The organism is Streptomyces sparsogenes (assembly GCF_001704635.1).
Lineage (GTDB): Bacteria > Actinomycetota > Actinomycetes > Streptomycetales > Streptomycetaceae > Streptomyces > Streptomyces sparsogenes.
This window is the reverse complement of record NZ_MAXF01000177.1, coordinates 1-17975: the sequence shown is the minus strand read 5'-3', so window position 1 is coordinate 17975 and position 17975 is coordinate 1. Positions and strand designations below refer to the sequence as shown.

The following is a 17975-nucleotide window of genomic DNA, read 5'->3' as shown; positions in this document are numbered from 1 at the left end:
GGTGTGCACGGCGACACGACGACGCTGTTCCTCTGCGGCGATGTGATGCTCGGCCGCGGCGTGGACCAGATCCTCCCGCACCCGGGAGACCCCGAGCTGCGGGAGTCGTACATCCGGGACTCCCGGGCCTACGTCGAGCTGGCCGAGGAGGCACACGGCCGGGTGCCGCGCCCGGCCGACTTCTCCTGGCCCTGGGGGGACGCGCTGCGGGTGCTGGAGGAGACCGCGCCCGACGTCCGGGTGGTGAACCTGGAGACCAGCGTCACGCGGAGCGACGAGTTCGCGTCGGGGAAGAGCGTGCACTACCGGATGAGCCCGGCCAACCTGCCGGCCCTGGCCGTGGCCCGGCCCGATGTCTGCGTCCTGGCCAACAACCACGTGCTGGACTTCGGCCGGCCGGGGCTCGCGGAAACGCTCGACACGCTGGCCGGGGCGGGGCTGCGGGTGGCGGGCGCGGGGCGGGACGCGGAGGCCGCGGGGCGGCCCGCGGCCGTGCCGGTCCGCGGCGGCCGGCGCGTGCTGGTCCTCTCCTGCGGCACCGCGTCCAGCGGCATCCCGCGGGGGTGGGCGGCGGCCGGACACCGGGCCGGCGTCGACTTCCTCCCCGAGCTGTCCGAGTCCCGCGCGGCCCGGGTCGCCCGCCGGTTCCGGCAGCTCAAGCGGCCGGGCGACCTCGCCGTCGTCTCGATCCACTGGGGCGGCAACTGGGGATACCGCGTCTCCGGCGACCACATCCGCTTCGCCCACGCGCTGATCGACGGCGGCGTGGACCTGGTGCACGGCCACTCCTCCCACCACCCCCGCCCCCTGGAGGTCTACCGCGGCAAGCTCGTCCTCTACGGCTGCGGCGACTTCATCGACGACTACGAGGGCATCACCGGCTACGAGGAGTACCGGGACGATCTGCGGCTGCTGTACTTCGTCGCGCTGGCCCCGGACACCGGGCGGCTCGCCGGCCTCCGGATGGTGCCCATGCGGGCCCGGCGGATGCGGCTGCGGCACGCCACCTCCGGGGACGCCCGCTGGCTGCGGACGGTGCTCGACCGGGTCAGCGCCCCCTTCGGCTCCCGCGTCGACCTCGACCGGGACGGCGCGCTCGGCCTCCGCCGCACCCCGGCGCGGTGAGCCCGGGGAGAGCGTCTACGATCGCGCACATGCCCGACATGTCGGCCACCACGGCGCCGACCACCACGGCGCCGGCCATCACGGGAACGGAGCGCTGAGCGTGAAGATCGACTGGAACCGGCGCACCTGCGCCCGGCGCGGCCACATCACCTACGCGCCCGCGGAGGACCGGCTGCGGGAGCGGCTGCACGCCGCGACCGCCCTGGGCGACGCGTGGCGCTGCCTGCGCTGCGGCGACTTCGCCCTCGGCGCGCCGCACGGCTCCGGGCCCGCGGCCGACGCCCCGCTCGTCCCGCGCGGAAAGGCCCTGCGGGACCTGATCGTGATGCGGTTCATCGCCGCCGAGCGGGTGGTGCGAGGTCTGTTCGTGCTGCTGGCGGCCGTCGCCGTGTGGCGGTTCAGCAACAGCAGGGCCGCCGTGCGCAAGCTCTTCGAGGCGGATCTCACCGTCTTCCGGCCGGTCGCCCGCCACTTCCACTACGACCTCGACCACTCGCCGGTGGTCGACAGCATCCGCAAGACCTTCGAGTACCGGCACTCCACCCTGCAGATCGTGGCCGTGGCGCTGGCCGCCTACGCGATCATCGAGCTGGTCGAGGGTGTGGGGCTGTGGCTGCTCAAGCGGTGGGCCGAGTACCTGGCGGTGGTGGCCACCGCCGCGTTCCTGCCGCTGGAGATCTACGAGCTGACCGAGAAGGTCAGCTGGCTGAAGATCGCCACCTTGGTGGTCAACATCCTCGCCGTCCTCTACATCCTGCTCTCCAAGCGGCTCTTCGGGCTGCGCGGCGGACGCGCGGCGTTCGAGGCCGAGCGGCACAGCGCCTCGCTGCTCGAGGTGGAGGCCGCGGCCGGGGAGCCCGCCCTCGACGGCGGGCGCGACGGGGGCGGCCGGTGAGCCGGAGCCGGCGGCATTGATCGTTCGCTCCGGCCGGGCGGGGGAGTGGCGATACGCTCGGGCCGCGGACGAAACGCTCGAACGAGAACGGCAGGAGCTGGCGCCGGCCATGAAGACCGACCTGACCAACACCACATCGAGCAAGGTCAACGCGGCCCTGGTGCAGGCCCGCAGGGCGATCGGCAGTCCGGCGGTCGGCATGGTGCTGACCCTGGTCATCGTCACCGACGAGGCCAACCACTACGACGCGCTGAAGGCCGCCGCCGACGCCTCGCGGGAACACCCCTCCCGGATCCTCGTGGTGATCAAGCGCCCCGGCCGCTCCCCGCGCGAGCGCGGGGACTCCCGGCTGGACGCGGAGGTGCGCGTCGGCGGCGCCGAGGGCAGCGGCGAGACCGTGCTGCTGCGGCTGCGCGGCGAGCTCGCCCAGCACGCCGAGGCGGTGGTGCTGCCGCTGCTGCTGCCGGACGCCCCGGTGGTGGTGTGGTGGCCGGTGGACGCCCCGGACCACCCGGCCAGGGATCCGCTGGGCGCGCTGGCGCAGCGGCGGATCACCGACGCGTACGCCGTCGAGCAGCCGCTGGAGCAGCTGGCGGCCCGCGCCGCCTCGTACGCCCCCGGCGACACCGATCTGGCCTGGACCCGGCTCACCCCCTGGCGGGCCATGCTGGCGGCCGCGCTGGACCAGGCGCGTGCCGAGGTCACCTCGGCGGTGGTGGAGAGCGAGGCGGACAACCCGAGCGCCGAGCTGCTGGCCCGCTGGTTCGCCGACCGGCTGAGGGTGCCCGTGGAGCAGGTCGTCACCGCCGGCCCGGTGGTCACCGGGGTGCGGCTGCGCACCGCCACGGGGGACATCCACATCGACCGCCCCGACGGCCCGGTGGCCACGCTCTCCATCCCCGGCCAGCCCACCCGCACCCTGGCGCTGAAGGTGCGCGGCACCGCCGACCTGATCGCCGAGGAACTGCGCCGGCTCGACCCCGACGAGGCGTACGCCGCCGCCCTGCGCGCCCACGTCACCGCCCCGGCGGCCGGCCACGGACAGCCCGGCTGACCCGCCCCAGCAGCGACGACTCCGATCCGAAGCGACGCCCTTCCCTCCACCGCGGGTGGGGGAATAGGGGCGACAGGTGCCGCGTTCCCGGGATATAGTTGAACCGTAAACATCCTGAGGAGGGTGAGACCGGTGCAGTTCGGGATCTTCACGGTCGGAGATGTCACCACGGATCCGACCACGGGCCGGGAGCCGACCGAGCACGAGCGGATCAAGGCGATGGTCACCATCGCCCAGAAGGCGGAAGAGGTGGGTCTCGACGTCTTCGCGACCGGTGAGCACCACAACCGGCCGTTCGTGCCGTCGTCGCCGACCACCATGCTGGGCTGGATCGCGGCCCGCACCGAGCGGCTGATCCTGTCCACCTCCACGACGCTGATCACCACCAACGACCCGGTGAAGATCGCCGAGGACTACGCGATGCTCCAGCACCTGGCCGACGGCCGGGTGGACCTGATGATGGGCCGCGGCAACACGGGCCCGGTCTACCCCTGGTTCGGGCAGGACATCCGCCAGGGCATCCCGCTCGCGATCGAGAACTACGCGTTGCTGCGCCGGCTGTGGCGTGAGGACGTCGTCGACTGGGAGGGGAAGTTCCGCACCCCGCTGCAGGGCTTCACCTCCACGCCGCGACCGCTGGACGGCGTCCCCCCGTTCGTCTGGCACGGCTCCATACGCTCGCCGGAGATCGCGGAGCAGGCCGCCTACTACGGTGACGGGTTCTTCGCGAACAACATCTTCTGGCCCAAGCACCACTTCCGGAAGCTGGTGAACCTCTATCGGGAGCGGTACGCGCACTACGGGCACGGCACGCCGGAGCAGGCCATCGTCGGCCTCGGCGGGCAGGTGTTCATGCGGCGCAACTCGCAGGACGCGGTACGGGAGTTCCGCCCGTACTTCGACAACGCGCCCGTCTACGGCCACGGCCCCTCCCTGGAGGAGTTCACGGCCGAGACGCCGCTGACCGTCGGCAGCCCGCAGGAGGTCATCGAGAAGACGCTGACCTTCCGGGACACCTTCGGCGACTACCAGCGCCAGCTGTTCCTCGTCGACCACGCGGGCCTGCCGCTGAAGACGGTGCTGGAACAGCTCGACCTGCTCGGCGAGGTCGTCGCGGTGCTCCGCGAGGAGTTCGCCAAGAACCGCCCGGCCGATGTGCCGGACGCCCCCACCCATGCGTCCCTGGTGGCCCAGCGCGACGCGAAGGCCCTCGAGGAGGTGGCCCAGTGAACACCGCCGTACGACACGTCCCCGGGCAGCCCGGCGCCCTGCGCCCGGTCAGGCTGGCCGTCGTCGCGGCCGGGCTGAGCGTGCCCTCGTCCACCCGTCTGCTGGCCGACCGGCTGGCGGAGGCCACCCGGGGGCGGCTGGCGGCGGACGGGCACGAGGTCGAGGTGCGGGTCGTCGAGCTGCGCGACCTGGCCGGCGACATCGCGAACAACCTGGTCACCGGCTTCCCGTCGGCCGCCCTGGAGGAGGCCGTCGAGACGGTCACCGGCGCGGACGGGCTGATCGCCGTTACCCCGGTCTTCTCGGCCTCCTACAGTGGGCTGTTCAAGTCGTTCTTCGACCTGATCGACAACACCGCCCTGACCGGCAAGCCGGTGCTCGCCGCCGCGACGGGCGGCACGGCGCGGCACTCGCTCGCGCTGGAGCACGCCCTGCGGCCGCTGTTCGCCTACCTGCGGGCGATCGTGGTGCCCACCGCCGTGTACGCGGCGTCCGAGGACTGGGGCGGCACCGGCGACGCCCTCACCGACACCCTGCCCACCCGCATCGACCGCGCGGCGGGCGAGCTGGCGGAGCTGATCGGCGGCCGCCGGGGCGCTCCCGCCCCCGAGGCCGAGGCCGTCGTGCCGTTCGAGCGGCAACTGGCGGCCCTGCGCCCCGAATGACCTGACCCCGCTGACCTGACCCCGCTTCCCTACCACCCCAGGGTCATCCCAGGGAGGACCTCCCATGATCGACAACTTCAACAGCTTCCGCCCCGACGGTGAGCCCACCGCCGACCGCTGGGTCACCGCCCTGAGCCTGTTCGACGACCAGGACCGCGAGGAGACCACGGCGGAGCGCTGGGAGCGGGCCGGGCTGTACTTCGAGGCCAAGCAGTACGCCGAGGCCGCCCGGCTGCTCGCCAAGGTCGTCGAGGAGGCCCCCGAGCAGACCGCCCCCCGGCTGCTGCTGGCCCGCGCCTACTACCACTCCGCGCAGCTCGGGCGGGCCGAGGAGCAGCTGCGCGAGGTGATCGCGCGGGACCCGGTCGAGCACTACGCCCACCTGATGCTGGGCCGCACCCTGCAGCGGCGGGGGCGCGCCGAGGAGGCGGAGCCGTGGCTGCGCATGGCCGCGGCCTTCTCCGGGGAGCTCCCCGAGGTGGACTGAGGGGCCCCGCCCGGCAGTGCGCCGATGGTGACGGTGCACGGACGGGCGGAGCCGGTGGGCCGCTGTAAGCCGCGGTGGGCCGCTGACGCGGTGGGCGTCAGCGGCCCATGGTGAGCCCGTCCCGCGCCGCGCCCCGGCTGAGGACGGCGCGGCGGATGGCGTCCAGGGCGGTGGTGTGGCCGCCGGCCCGCGGCAGGTTCACCACTCGGATCGGGTCGTTGTCCACGGCGTGGGGGATGAACTCCGCCTTCTTCACGGTCCACGGCTTGTCCGTGGTGGCGGGCGGGGCGAAGGTGAAGCGGGCGGCCGAGCCCATCTGGCCGCGCGGGTCGTTCATGACGCCCGCGACCTGGTCGCCCATGCCGTAGACCACCCAGGTGCCGTTGACCTTCTCGTACGCCTGGGGGATGTGGGCGTGGGTGCCGAGGATGAGGTCGATGTCGCGGCGCCCGCCGTCGGTGGAGGCGGTGAGCTTCTTGGCGACCGAGAGCTGGAGCTGGTCGGGCGCCTCCTGCCACTCGGTCCCCCAGTGCAGGCTGACCACCACCACGTCGGCCCCGGCCCGGCGCGCGGCGCGGGCGTCCTTGACGATCCGCTCCGGGTCGATGAGGTTGACCAGCCATGGCTGTCCCTTGGGCACCGGGATGCCGTTGGTGCCGTAGCTGTAGGCGAGCTGGGCGACCGTGGCGTCACCGGCCTTCATCAGGGTCGGCATGGCGCGCTCCTCGGCGGAGCGGGCCGATCCGGCGTGTCTGAGCCCGGCCCGGTCCATCGCGTCCAGGGTGCGGGTCACCCCTTCCGCGCCGGCGTCCAGCGTGTGGTTGGAGGCGGTGGAGCAGGAGTCGTAGCCGAGTTCCTTGGCGGCCTCCGCCACCTCCGGGGGGCTCTTGAACGTCGGGTAGCCGGTGAACGGCCCGCCCGCGGCGCCGTAGACCGTCTCCATGTGGCAGATCGCCAGATCGGCCTGGGAGATCACGGGCTTCGCCCCGGCGAGCATGGGACCGAAGTTGTAGCCGTTGCCGCCCGCGTCCGCGCGCGCCTGACGGATGACCGAGTCGTGGATCAGCAGGTCGCCGGTGGCCACCAGGGTGAACCCCTTGGTGGGCCCGGGCTTCGCCGCGGGCGCGGTCCGGGAGGCCTTCTCCCCGGACTGGGGGCTGGAGGGTATGCCGGCGGTGCACGCGGTGGCCGCGCCGAACAGCGCGGCGACCACGAGCGCGGTCCGTTGACGGGTCTGGAGAGACAACAGGGTTCACCTCGCGCTCATATGGGCTAAATAGGTGGATAGTCGTATTTATGTGCGCGAGGAGATGCTCCGGCACGGGGACGGCGCCGGACTTCACCGGAACGGCCGACGAAACCCACCCGATGGGCCCACACCCCCTGGGCCACCGGGCACAGCCGCGCGGCGCGTCGCGCGCGACGAGGAACGGGCGGGCACCGAGGCCGCGGACGGCGCCAAGGCCGACAGTTGCCATTGCAGCGAACTGCCAGGCCATAGGGCCGCATTACCGCCCTACACTCGGAAAACCGCCTCCGAAATCGGCGGCCCACTTATCGAGGAGGCCAGACACTCCATGCCTGCCAGTGGCCCCGTCCCGGGGATTCCGTTCGCCGCCCAGCGCGAATTCTGGATCGCCCAGTCCCTGCGCCCCGACAGCACCGCCTACAACATCGGTGAATACATCGAGATACGGGGGCGGCTGCGCGTCGACTTATTCGAGGCCGCGCTGCGCCGGGCTTTCGCCGAATGCTCGGCGCTCGCGGTGCGGTTCGCCGCGGACGAGGCCGGTCCGCGCTGGTCCGCCGCGCGGCGCGACGACTTCCCGCTGGCCTTCGTCGACCTGACGGCCGACGCGGACCCCCGCGCCGCCGCCGGGCGGTGGATGGCGGAATTCTTGGCCAGGCCGGTGCCGCTGCCGGACGGCGAGCTGGTCGCCCACGCGGTGATCCAACTGGCGGACGACCTCTATTTCTGGTGCAGCCGGTACCACCACATTCTCGTCGACGGTTTCAGCGGATCGCTCATCGCGCACCGGGTGGCGCGGATCTACTCGGCACTGGACGCGGGCGAGGAAATACCGCCGAGCCCCTTCGGTGATTTCGACCGGCTGCTCGCCGAAGAAAGGGAGTACCGCGAGTCGAAAGCGTTCCTCAGGGACCGGGAATACTGGCTCGGGAAAGTGCGCGACCTTCCGGAACCCGTTTCCCTGACCCGCCGGCGCGCGCCCGCCTCCGGTTTCACCCGGGTCTCCGACCGCCTGGCGCCCGAGGACCTCCTCGCCCTGGACCGCGTCTGCAAGCGGGCGGGGGTCCACCGCTCCGCGATGCTCCTCGCCCTGGCCGCGCTGTATCTGCACCGCATGACCGGGGAGCCGGAGGTGGTGCTCGGGCTGGTCGTCACGGCCCGCACCACCCCCACCGCCAGGACGACCCCCGGCGTGCTGTCCAACGTCCTGCCCGTCCGGCTGTCCCCGCGCCCGGAGACGACCGTCGCGGACCTGGCGCGCGCCGCCCAGAAGGCCATCCGGTCCGCCCTCGCCCACCAGCGCTACCGGGCGGCCGACATGGCGCGCCTGACCTCCTCCGACGACACGCCCGCCCCGCTGTACTCGATGGTCGTCAACATCATGTCGTTCGACTACGACCTGCGGTTCGGCCCGCACCCCGCCGTCGCGCACAACCTGTCCACCGGACCCGTGGACGACCTCGCGCTCTCCTTCACCGACCGCCTGGACGGCCGGGGCCTCACGGTCGACCTGGACGCCAACAAGGCCGTCTGCGCCGAGCGTGAGGCGCGCGGCCACGGCGAGCGGATCCTGCGGCTGCTGAAGGCCGTCGTGGCCGGCGGCAGCGGCATGCCGGTCGCCGAGGCGCCGCTGCTGTCCGACCGCGAGCGGGGCTCGCTGCTGCGCAAGGCCACCGCGGCGGCGGTGGTGGTGCCGGACGCCACGGCGGCCGAGCTCTACGAGCGGCAGGCCCGGCTCCACCCCGGCCACGCCGCCGTCGCCACCGGCGGCGTCGAGCTCTCGTACGCCGAGCTGGGCGCGCGGGCCAACCGGCTGGCGCGGGCGCTGGTCGAGCGCGGCGTCGGCCCCGAGACCACGGTCGCGCTCGCGCTTCAGCGGTCCGTCGAGTTCGTCGTCGCCGTCCTGGCCGTCTGGAAGGCGGGCGGCGCCTTTCTGCCGGTCGACCCGCACTACCCGCCCTCCCGCGTGGAGTTCATGCTCTCCGACGCCCGGCCCCTGCTGACGCTGACCACCACGGCCCACGCGCGGACCCTCGGGCACCTGCCGGGCGACCGGCTCCTGCTGGACGACCCCGCGACCGTCCGCGACCTCGCGGGCCGCGACCCCGCGGACGTCACGGACGAGGAGCGGCGCGGGCGGCCCGACCCGCGCCACCCGGCCTACGTGATCTACACCTCCGGGTCCACCGGCAGGCCCAAGGGGGTCGTGGTGACCCACGCGGGCCTCCCGAGCCTGGTGCACACCCAGCGCACCCGGTTCGGCGTCGGGCCCCGCTCCCGGGTCCTCCAGTTCGCCTCGCCGAGCTTCGACGCCGCCGTCTGGGAGCTGACCGCGGCGCTGATGTCCGGCGGCTGCCTGGTCATCGGCGCCGACGGCCCGCCGCCCGCGGGCCCCGGGCTGCCGGAGCTGATCGCCCGGCACGGGGTGACCCACGCCGTGCTCCCGCCGGCCGTGCTGGCGAGCCTGGACCGCGGCGTCCTCCCGGCCGGGCTCCGGCTGATGGCGGTGGGCGAGGCGCTGCCGCCCGAGCTGGCGTCCGACTGGGCCGCGGACACCGTCCTGCTCAACGGCTACGGTCCGACCGAGGCCACCGTCTGCGCGGCCATGAGCGACCCGCTCGGCGGCGCCGGCACACCCCCCATCGGCACCTCCTCCGCCAACACGGCCGCGTATGTGCTCGACGCCGCCCTGCGCCCGGTCCCCGTCGGCACCGTCGGCGAACTCTGGCTCGGCGGGCCCGGGCTGGCCAGGGGCTATCTGAACCGGCCCGGCCAGACCGCGCAGCGGTTCGTCGCCAACCCCTTCGGCCCACCCGGGTCACGGCTCTACCGGACCGGCGACCTGGTGCGCCGCCGCGAGGACCGCCAGCTGGAATACGTGGGACGCGCCGACGGCCAGGTCAAGGTCCGGGGCCTGCGGATCGAGGTCGGCGAGGTGGAGGCCGTCCTGGCGGGTCATCCGGCGGTCCGGCGGGCCGTGGTGACGGCCGACGAGGTCCGCCCGGGGGCCGGCCGGCTGCTGGCCCACGTGGTGCCCGAGCCGGACGCGGACCCGGCCACCGTCACGGCGCTCCCGGCCGAGCTCATGGACCGGGCCAGGAGCGGGCTGCCCGGCTTCATGGTGCCCGCGCAGATCGTCGTGGTGGACCGGCTGCCGCTGACCCCCAACGGCAAGCTCGACCGGGCCGCGCTCCCCAAGCCCGGCCCGGCGGAGGACACCCCGCGGCGGGCCCCGGAAACGGAGCGGGAAGAGCTGTTCCACGGCTTCTTCACCGACATCCTCGGCCTGGACCACGTCGGCGCCGACGAGAGCTTCTTCGCCCTCGGCGGCGACAGCATCCTCTCGCTCACCCTGGTCAGCCGCGCCCGCGCCGCCGGGCTCGCCATCTCCCCGCGCGAGGTCTTCGAGCACCGCACCGTGGCCGCGCTGGCGCGGGCCGCGCGCTCCGCCGGCACACCCCACGGCGACGGCACCCACGGCACCCGCGGCGCCACCGACGCCGACGACAGCGGCCCCCTCGCCCCGACCCCGATCATCGGCTGGCTGCGCGGGCTGGGGCCGGACGCCGTCAAGGAGTTCCACCAGTCGGTGCTGCTGCGGGTGCCCGCCGACCTGCGCCACGACCATCTGTCCGGCGCGCTCGACACCCTGCTCGACCGGCACGCCGCGCTGCGGCTGCGGCTGGTCGCCGGGGAGGACGGCGCCCTGGAGATCGCCCCGCGCGGCAGCGTCCGCGGCCACAACTGCCTGATACGCGTGCCCGTCGAGGACACCGAAGGCGAGGACACCGCGCGGTGGCGCAGGATCGTCGAGACGGCCACCGAGGCCGCGCGTGAACAACTCGACCCGGAGAACGGGGCACTGCTGCGGGCCGTCTGGTTCGACGCGGGCCCCGACCGGTCCGGACGGCTGCTCATCGTCATCCACCACCTCGCGGTCGACGGGGTCTCCTGGCGCGTCCTGCTGACCGACCTCGCCGACGCCTGGGCCGCCGCCGCACAGCGGCGGCCGCTGACCACCCCCGGGCCCGTGACCTCCCTGCGGCGCTGGTCCCGGCTGCTGACCGAGGCCGCCCGCCACCCGGCGCGCCAGGCCGAACTCCCGCTGTGGGAGAACGTCCTCGCCGGCCCCGACCCGCTGCTGGGCTCCCGCCCGCTGGACCCCGCCCGGGACACCGCCACCACCGCCCGGATGCTGTCCCTCTCGCTGCCGACCGACCTCACCGCCACCCTGCTGACCTCCGTGCCGGAGCGCTACCACACCGGGATCCACGAGGTGCTGCTGACAGCGCTGAGCCTCGCCGTGGCCGAGTGGCGGCGGCGCCGCGGCCGGGACGACACCGGCGACGTACTGCTGGAACTCGAAGGACACGGCCGGGAACACCTCGCCGACGGCATCGACCTCAGCCGGACCGTCGGCTGGTTCACCAGCCTGTACCCGGCCAGGATCGCCCCGGGAACACTCGACTGGGCCGAGGTCACCGAGGGATCCGCGGCGCTCGGCACCGCCGTCAGAACGGTCAAGGAACAGCTCACGGCGCTTCCGGACCACGGCATCGGCTACGGAGTGCTGCGCCACCTCGACCCCGGCGCGGCCCGCCGCCTCGCCGGCCACACGGGACCGCAGCTCGGCTTCAACTACCTCGGCCGGTTCACGGTGTCCGAAGGCGACTGGCTGCCCGACCCCGACCCAGACTTCGGCGCGCTGCGCGGCGGCTTCCCGCCCGGCATGCCACTGCCGCACACCCTGTCCCTCAACGCCCACACCGAGGACCGCGAGGACGGCCCGCGGCTCACGGCGGTGTGGGTCTGGGCGGGCGAACTGCTGGACGAGCCCGCCGTGCGGGAGCTCGCCGAGGCGTGGTTCGCCGCGCTCACCGGCCTGGTGACCCACGCGCGGGCCGCCGGACACCCCGCGCACCGCGGCCACACCCCCTCCGACTTCCCCCTCGTCCCGCTGTCCATGGCCGAGGTGGAGCGGCTCGAGGACGCCGTGCCCGACCTGGCCGACATCTGGCCGGTGTCCGGCCTCCAGCAGGGACTGCTCTACCACGCCGTCTACGACGAGACGGCCCACGACGACTACCTGGTGCGGTTCGGCCTGGACCTGGCCGGCGACCTCGACCCGGCGCGGCTGCGGACCGCCGTGGAGGGGCTGTTCGCCCGCCACCCGGGGCTGCGCGCCTGCTTCGTACGCCAGGGGCTCGCCGAGCCGGTGCAGGTCATCGCCGCCCGGGTGGCCGTGCCGTGGCGGGAACACGACCTGTCGCGGCTGGACGAGCCCGCGCGGGAGGCTGAACTGGCCCGGTTGCTGGCCGCCGAGAGCGGACAGCGCCTCTCCCTGGACACCGCCCCGCTGGCCCGCTGCATGCTGCTGCGCCTCGGCCCCGACCGCCACCGGCTGGTCCTGACCACCCACCACCTGCTCATCGACGGCTGGTCCATGGCGCTGCTGCTGCGGGAGCTGCTCGCGCTGTACGACGCGGGCGGCGACCCCGGCCGGCTCGCCGCGCTCCCCGCGCCACGCCCGTACTCCGCCTATCTGTCCTGGCTGAAGGGGCAGGACAGCGAGGCCGGGCTCGACGCCTGGGCGGCCGCCCTGTCCGGGGTGGCCGGGCCGACCCTCGTCGCCGGCCGGGACACCGAGGGCGCGACGGCCACCCGGCGGCACGTCCTGGAGCTCACGGCCGGGCAGACCGCCGAGCTGGCCGCCTTCGCCCGCCGGCACGGCCTGACGGTGAACACGGTGGTGCAGGGCGCCTGGGCGCTCGTGCTCGGCTGGCTGACCGGCCGCGACGACGTCGTCTTCGGCGTCACCGTCTCCGGGCGCCCGCCCGAGATCGACGGCGTCGACGCCATGGTCGGCCTGTTCATCAACACCGTGCCCGCCCGGGTCCGGCTGCGCCCGGAGGAGACGTTCCCCGAGCTGCTGACCCGCCTCCAGGGCGAACAGGCGCGGCTGCTCGACCACCACCACATCGGCCTCGCCGACATCCAGCGCCGCGTCGGGACGGGCCGGCTGTTCGACAGCCTCCTGGTGTTCGAGAACTACCCCCACGACCCGGACGCGCTGCGCTCCGCCTCGGAGCGCCTGACCGTCACCGGGGTGCACCCCGAGGACGGCACCCACTATCCGCTCAGCCTGGTCGCGGTCCCCGGCGAACGGCTGCGGATCCACGTCAACTACTGCCCGGACACCGTCGGCCGAAGCCGGGCCTGTGCCGCGGCGGAGGCCATGGAACACCTCCTCGCGCAGGCGTCCGCGGCGTCCGGGGAGTCGGCGGTGTCGGGGGAGTCCGGCGCGGCCGGAGTGGCGCGGGCCCCGGTGGCGCGGCTGCTGACGGCCGCTCACCTGCCGGCGGCGCCCGGGGGCGTACGGTGCGAGGTGACCCTGCCGCAGCGGTTCGAGGCCCAGGTGCGGGCCACCCCGCACCACATCGCGGTGGTCGACGGCGGCCGCTCCCTGACGTACGCGCAGCTCAACGACCGGGCGAACCGACTGGCGCGGCTGCTGACCGGGCGGGGCGCCGGGCCCGAGCGGGTGGTGGCCCTCGCGCTGGACCGCCGGGCCGAGCTGGTGGTGGCGCTGCTGGCCGTCCTGAAGAGCGGCGCGATGTATCTGCCGGTGGACCCCGCCTACCCGCCCGAGCGCATCGGGTTCGTCCTCGACGACGCCGCCCCGGTGTGCGTGATCACCACCACCGACACCGCTCCCGTCCTCCCCGACGGCCTCGACGTGCCGGTCGTGGAGCTCGACGCCCCGCACACCGCCGAGGCCCTGAAGACCATGGCGCCGACCGACCTGACCGACGCCGACCGCGGCGGCCCGCTCACCCCCGCGCACGGCGCCTACATCATCTACACCTCCGGCTCGACCGGGCGGCCCAAGGGCGTGCTGGTCCCGCACGGGAACGTCATCCGGCTGTTCACCGCCACCGAGCACCTCTTCGGGTTCGGCAAGGAGGACGTGTGGACGCTGTTCCACTCCTACGCGTTCGACTTCTCGGTGTGGGAGATCTGGGGCCCGCTGCTGCACGGCGGCTCGCTCGTGATCGTGCCCCACGCCGTCACCCGGGCCCCGGACGAATTCCTGGCACTGCTGGTCGAACGGGGCGTCACCGTGCTCAACCAGACCCCGTCGGCGTTCTACCAGCTGATCGGCGCCGACCGCGACAATCCGGAGCTGGGGGCGCGGCTCGCCCTGCGCTATGTGATCTTCGGCGGTGAGCGGCTCGACGTCTCCCGCCTCGCGGACTGGTACGCCAGGCGGCCCGCCGACGACGCCGCGCCGCGGCTGGTCAACATGTACGGCATCACCGAGACGACCGTGCACGTCACCCACACCGAACTGGTCCGCGCGGACCCGGCGCGGGACGGTTCGGCGAGCCCCATCGGGCGCGCGATCCCGGACCTGCGGCTGTACGTCCTCGACCACCTGCTGCGCCCGGTGCCGCCCGGCTCCGTCGGCGAGCTGTACGTCGCGGGACCCGGCCTGGCCCGCGGCTACGCGGGGCGGCCCCGGCTGACCGCGGAGCGGTTCCTCGCCGACCCGTTCGGCGCCCCCGGGGAGCGCATGTACCGCACCGGGGACCTGGCGCGCCTCGGGGAGGACGGCGGGCTGGACTACGTGGGCCGGGCCGACGGCCAGGTCAAGCTGCGGGGCTTCCGGATCGAGGTCGGCGAGATCGAGCACCGGCTCGCGGCGCTCGACCGGGTGGCGCGGGCGGCCGTGGTGCTGCGGGAGGACCGCCCGGGCGTCCCGGCGCTGGTCGCCTACCTGGTGGCCGAGCCCGGCGCCACGCTGCCCGGGCCCGCCGAGCTGGCGGGGCTCGCGGCGGCCCGACTGCCGGCCCACATGGTGCCCTCGGCGTTCGTCGAGCTGCCCGAGCTGCCGCTGACGGTCAACGGCAAGCTCGACCGGGCCGCCCTCCCCGCCCCCGACTTCACGGCCGTCTCCACGGCGGCCCGGCCGCGCACCCCCGTCGAGGAGACGCTGTGCTCCCTGATGAGCGAGGCGCTGGGGGTGGCGGGCGTCGGTGTGGACGACGACTTCTTCCTGATGGGCGGTGACTCCATCGTCTCCATGCGCTTGGCCGACATGGCGCGCCACGCCGGGCTCGCGCTGCGGCCCAAGGACGTGGCGGACGGCCGTACGGTCGCGGCGCTGGCGGCGATCGCCGAGCGCGGCGCGCCCTGGCGGGGGCCGGCCGGCGCGGGCGGCCACCACAACGCCGGCGGCGCGGGCGGTGCCGGCGTGGGCGACGGCGTGGATGACGCGGTGGGCCGGCTCCCGGCGACGCCGATCATCAGGCGCATGTGGGACTGCGAGGGCCCGACCGACGCCTACCACCTGTCCATGGCGGTCCGCGTCCCCTCGGACGCGCGGCCCGAGCACCTGATCGCCGCCCTCCAGGCGCTGACCGACCGTCATGACGCGCTGCGGATGCGGCAGACCGGCGACCGGCAGCAGCGGTCCCTGGAGATCATGGAGCCCGGCTCGGTCCGGGTGGCCGACTGCTTCACCCACCAGGCCGTCCGGATCGCCGGCGAGGCGGAGTGGGTCCCGGCGCTGGCCGAGGCGTCCTTCCGGCACCAGGCGGAACTCGACCCCGCCTCCGGCCGTACCCTCCAGGCCGTCTGGCTGGACCCCGGGCCGGAGCGCCCCGGGCGGCTGCTGATCCTGCTCCACCACCTGGTGGTCGACGGGGTCTCCTGGCGGTTCCTGCTGCCGGACCTGGCCCGGGCCCACGAAGCGGTCGCCGCCGGCCGGCGGCCGGAGCTGCGGGCACCGGCGACCTCCTACCGGAGGTGGGCGCGGCACCTGGTGGAGGAGGCCGTGGAGCCCGTCCGCGAGAAAGAACTGGAGATGTGGGCGCGGACGTTCGACGCGAAGCGGCCCACGCTGGGCACCCGCCCGCTCGACCCGCGGACCGACACCATGTCCTCGGCGCGGATGCTCCTCAAGGACCTCCCGGAGGAGGACACCGCGACGCTGCTCGCGGTGCCGGGCGCGCTGGGCGTGGACCTGCGCGATGTGCTGTACGCCTCGTTCGCCGTCGCCTACGCCCGCTGGCGGGGCGAGCCGGACACCGGGGTGCTGGTGGACCTCCAGGCCCACGGCCGTGAGTTCCTCGCCGACGGGGTCGACCCCTCGGCCACCGTCGGATGGTTCACCGCGCAGTTCCCGCTCGTGCTCGACCCGGGCGGGATCACCGACGAACAACTCGCCACCTCCGGCGCCGCCCTGACCGAGGCGGCCGCGCGGGTGGGGGCGCAGCTCGCGGCCCTGCCCGACAACGGCATCGGATACGGCCTGCTGCGCTATCTGAACCCGCGCACCGCCCCGCTGCTGGCCGCCCTCGGCGACCCCCAGATCTCCCTCAACTACCTGGGCCGGTTCCAGGTCGGCGAGCGGTCGGCCCTCTGGACCCCGACGGGCGAGGCGGGCTCGGCGATGGGCGGCGGCGCGGACCTCGGGACGCCCCTGGAGCGCACCCTCACCCTCACGGTCGCGGTCGAGGACCGCGAGCGGGGGGCGAGGCTCGCGGCGCGCTGGATCTGGCCGTCCGGCGTCCTGGCGGACGACCACGCCGCCGAACTCGCCGAGCGCTGGTCCGGCGTACTGCGCCGCTACGCCGCCCACGCCCGGGCCGCGCGCGCCTAGAGAGTCACCCCCTGGGCACCGTCCCCGGCCCGGCCCGCGCGTCCCGGTCCCACCCACGGGACGCGCGGGACGAGCCCGGGGCGCTGCGGAGAAGCGGCGAATCCGTCCAGGAGGGCGCGAGCAGCCCCGATGTCGGATAAAATCAATCAAAGCTGATCATATGGGACTTCTCGCGGGTGTTCGTGTCAGCCGGGCCGGCCGGCCCCACGCCACCCGAGCACCCGCACACCACCAGAGCACCGAGGAATACGGGGCCCGCTTCCGCCGGGCCACCGGGACGGATGCCTATGAACAGCGGGTACGAGGGACACGAGGACTTCGGTCCCGACCCCCTCGGAGACTTCCTCGCACGCTTCCTCGGCGTCGGACCGGCCGGGCAGCGCTCCGGCTCCCGGCACGTCGACTTCGGCCGCCTGATGAGCGAGCCCGCGCGGCAGCTCGTCTCCTCCGCGGCCTCCTACGCCGCCGACCGCGGAAGCACCGACCTCGACACCGAGCACCTGCTCCGCGCGGCGCTCACGGCCGAGCCGACCCGCACCATGGTCGCCCGGGCCGGGGCCGACCCCGAGCGTCTCGTCGCCGAGATCGACCGGCAGACGGGGGAGGGGCCGCCGCGCAGCTCGGTCGCGGTCACGCCCGCCGTCAAGCGCGCGCTGCTGGACGCCCACGAGATCGCCCGCTCCGCGGGCTCCTCGTACATCGGCCCCGAACACGTACTGATCGCGCTCGCCACCAACCGTGACTCCACGGCCGGGCAGCTGCTGCACGCGGCCCGGTTCGAGCCCCGCCCCGGCCCGCCGGGCGGCCTGGCGGCCGCCTCCGGCGCGGCCGAACAGCGCCCGGGCCCCGGGCGGCGCGACACCCCGACTCTGGACAGGTTCGGCCGCGACCTGACCGAGATGGCCGGCGAGGGCCGGATCGACCCGGTGATCGGGCGCGACGAGGAGATCGAGCAGACCATCGAGGTGCTCTCCCGGCGGGGCAAGAACAACCCCGTCCTCATCGGCGAGGCCGGCGTGGGCAAGACCGCCGTCGTGGAGGGGCTGGCCCAGCGCATCGCCGAGGCCGACGTCCCCGACATCCTGCTCGGCCGGCGCGTCCTGCAACTCGACTTCGCGGGCGTCGTGGCCGGCACCCGCTACCGCGGCGACTTCGAGGAGCGGCTGACCGGGATCATCGACGAGATCCGCGCCCACTCCGAGGAGCTGATCGTCTTCATCGACGAGCTGCACACCGTCGTGGGCACCGGCGGCTCCGAGGGCGGCCCGATGGACGCGAGCAACATCCTCAAGCCCGCCCTCGCCCGCGGCGAACTGCACGTCATCGGCGCCAGCACGCTGCAGGAGTACCGCCGTCACATCGAGAAGGACGCGGCGCTGGCGCGGCGTTTCCAGCCCATCATGGTGCCCGAACCGGCCGCGGCCGACGCGCTGGAGATCCTGCGCGGGCTGCGCGACCGGTACGAGGCGCACCACCAGGTGCGGTACACCGACGAGGCGCTGCTGGCGGCCGTGGAACTGTCGGACCGCTATCTGACCGACCGGTTCCTGCCCGACAAGGCCATCGATCTGATGGACCAGGCCGGCGCCCGCGTACGGCTGCGCTC

9 protein-coding genes are annotated in these 17975 nt (G+C 74.4%); 8 read left to right on the top strand and 1 reads right to left on the bottom strand.

From position 1 onward, the window contains the following. Positions 1 to 3: 3 nt before the first annotated feature. The 6 genes from BBH68_RS32955 to BBH68_RS32930 all read left to right on the top strand — a co-directional run bounded on the left by BBH68_RS32955 (position 4) and on the right by BBH68_RS32930 (position 5456). On the top strand, positions 4 to 1125 hold the full coding sequence (locus BBH68_RS32955) for a CapA family protein (RefSeq protein WP_079151360.1): 1122 nt from the start codon (positions 4 to 6) through the stop codon (positions 1123 to 1125). A gap of 100 nt (positions 1126 to 1225) precedes the next feature. Further along, positions 1226 to 2020 (top strand): DUF2127 domain-containing protein, encoded by a 795-nt coding sequence (locus BBH68_RS32950; protein ID WP_065967433.1) that lies wholly within the window; start codon positions 1226 to 1228, stop codon positions 2018 to 2020. 109 nt (positions 2021 to 2129) lie between these two features. After that, a complete protein-coding gene (gene opcA, locus BBH68_RS32945) occupies positions 2130 to 3074 on the top strand; it encodes a glucose-6-phosphate dehydrogenase assembly protein OpcA (protein ID WP_065967432.1) in 945 nt (314 codons plus the stop codon). A gap of 132 nt (positions 3075 to 3206) precedes the next feature. Further along, positions 3207 to 4304: an LLM class flavin-dependent oxidoreductase gene (locus BBH68_RS32940; protein WP_065967431.1), complete on the top strand. Its 1098-nt coding sequence runs from the start codon at positions 3207 to 3209 to the stop codon at positions 4302 to 4304. After that, complete coding sequence (locus BBH68_RS32935; protein ID WP_425428875.1) at positions 4301 to 4969, top strand: FMN reductase; 669 nt, start codon at positions 4301 to 4303, stop codon at positions 4967 to 4969. The genes BBH68_RS32940 and BBH68_RS32935 overlap by 4 nt, the downstream gene beginning before the upstream one ends. A 64-nt stretch (positions 4970 to 5033) precedes the next feature. Continuing rightward, positions 5034 to 5456, top strand: a complete 423-nt coding sequence (locus tag BBH68_RS32930; RefSeq protein WP_065967430.1) for a tetratricopeptide repeat protein — start codon at positions 5034 to 5036, stop codon at positions 5454 to 5456. Between the two features lie 97 nt (positions 5457 to 5553). On the opposite strand, the gene BBH68_RS32925 is transcribed toward BBH68_RS32930, so the two are convergent. Then, entirely contained in the window at positions 5554 to 6702 is a 1149-nt protein-coding gene (locus BBH68_RS32925; RefSeq protein ID WP_065967429.1) for a CapA family protein, read from the bottom strand. 331 nt (positions 6703 to 7033) lie between these two features. Between BBH68_RS32925 and BBH68_RS32920 the strand changes: the two genes are divergently transcribed. Together BBH68_RS32920 and BBH68_RS32915 are read left to right on the top strand one after the other, a co-directional pair. Beyond that, positions 7034 to 16369 carry a non-ribosomal peptide synthetase gene (locus tag BBH68_RS32920; protein WP_065967428.1) on the top strand — a complete coding sequence of 3112 codons (9336 nt, stop codon included), beginning with the start codon at positions 7034 to 7036 and terminating at the stop codon, positions 16367 to 16369. Positions 16370 to 16656: 287 nt separating this feature from the next. After that, positions 16657 to 17975 (top strand): Clp protease N-terminal domain-containing protein (locus BBH68_RS32915; RefSeq protein ID WP_141713120.1); only part of this gene is annotated, 1319 nt, incomplete at its 3' end.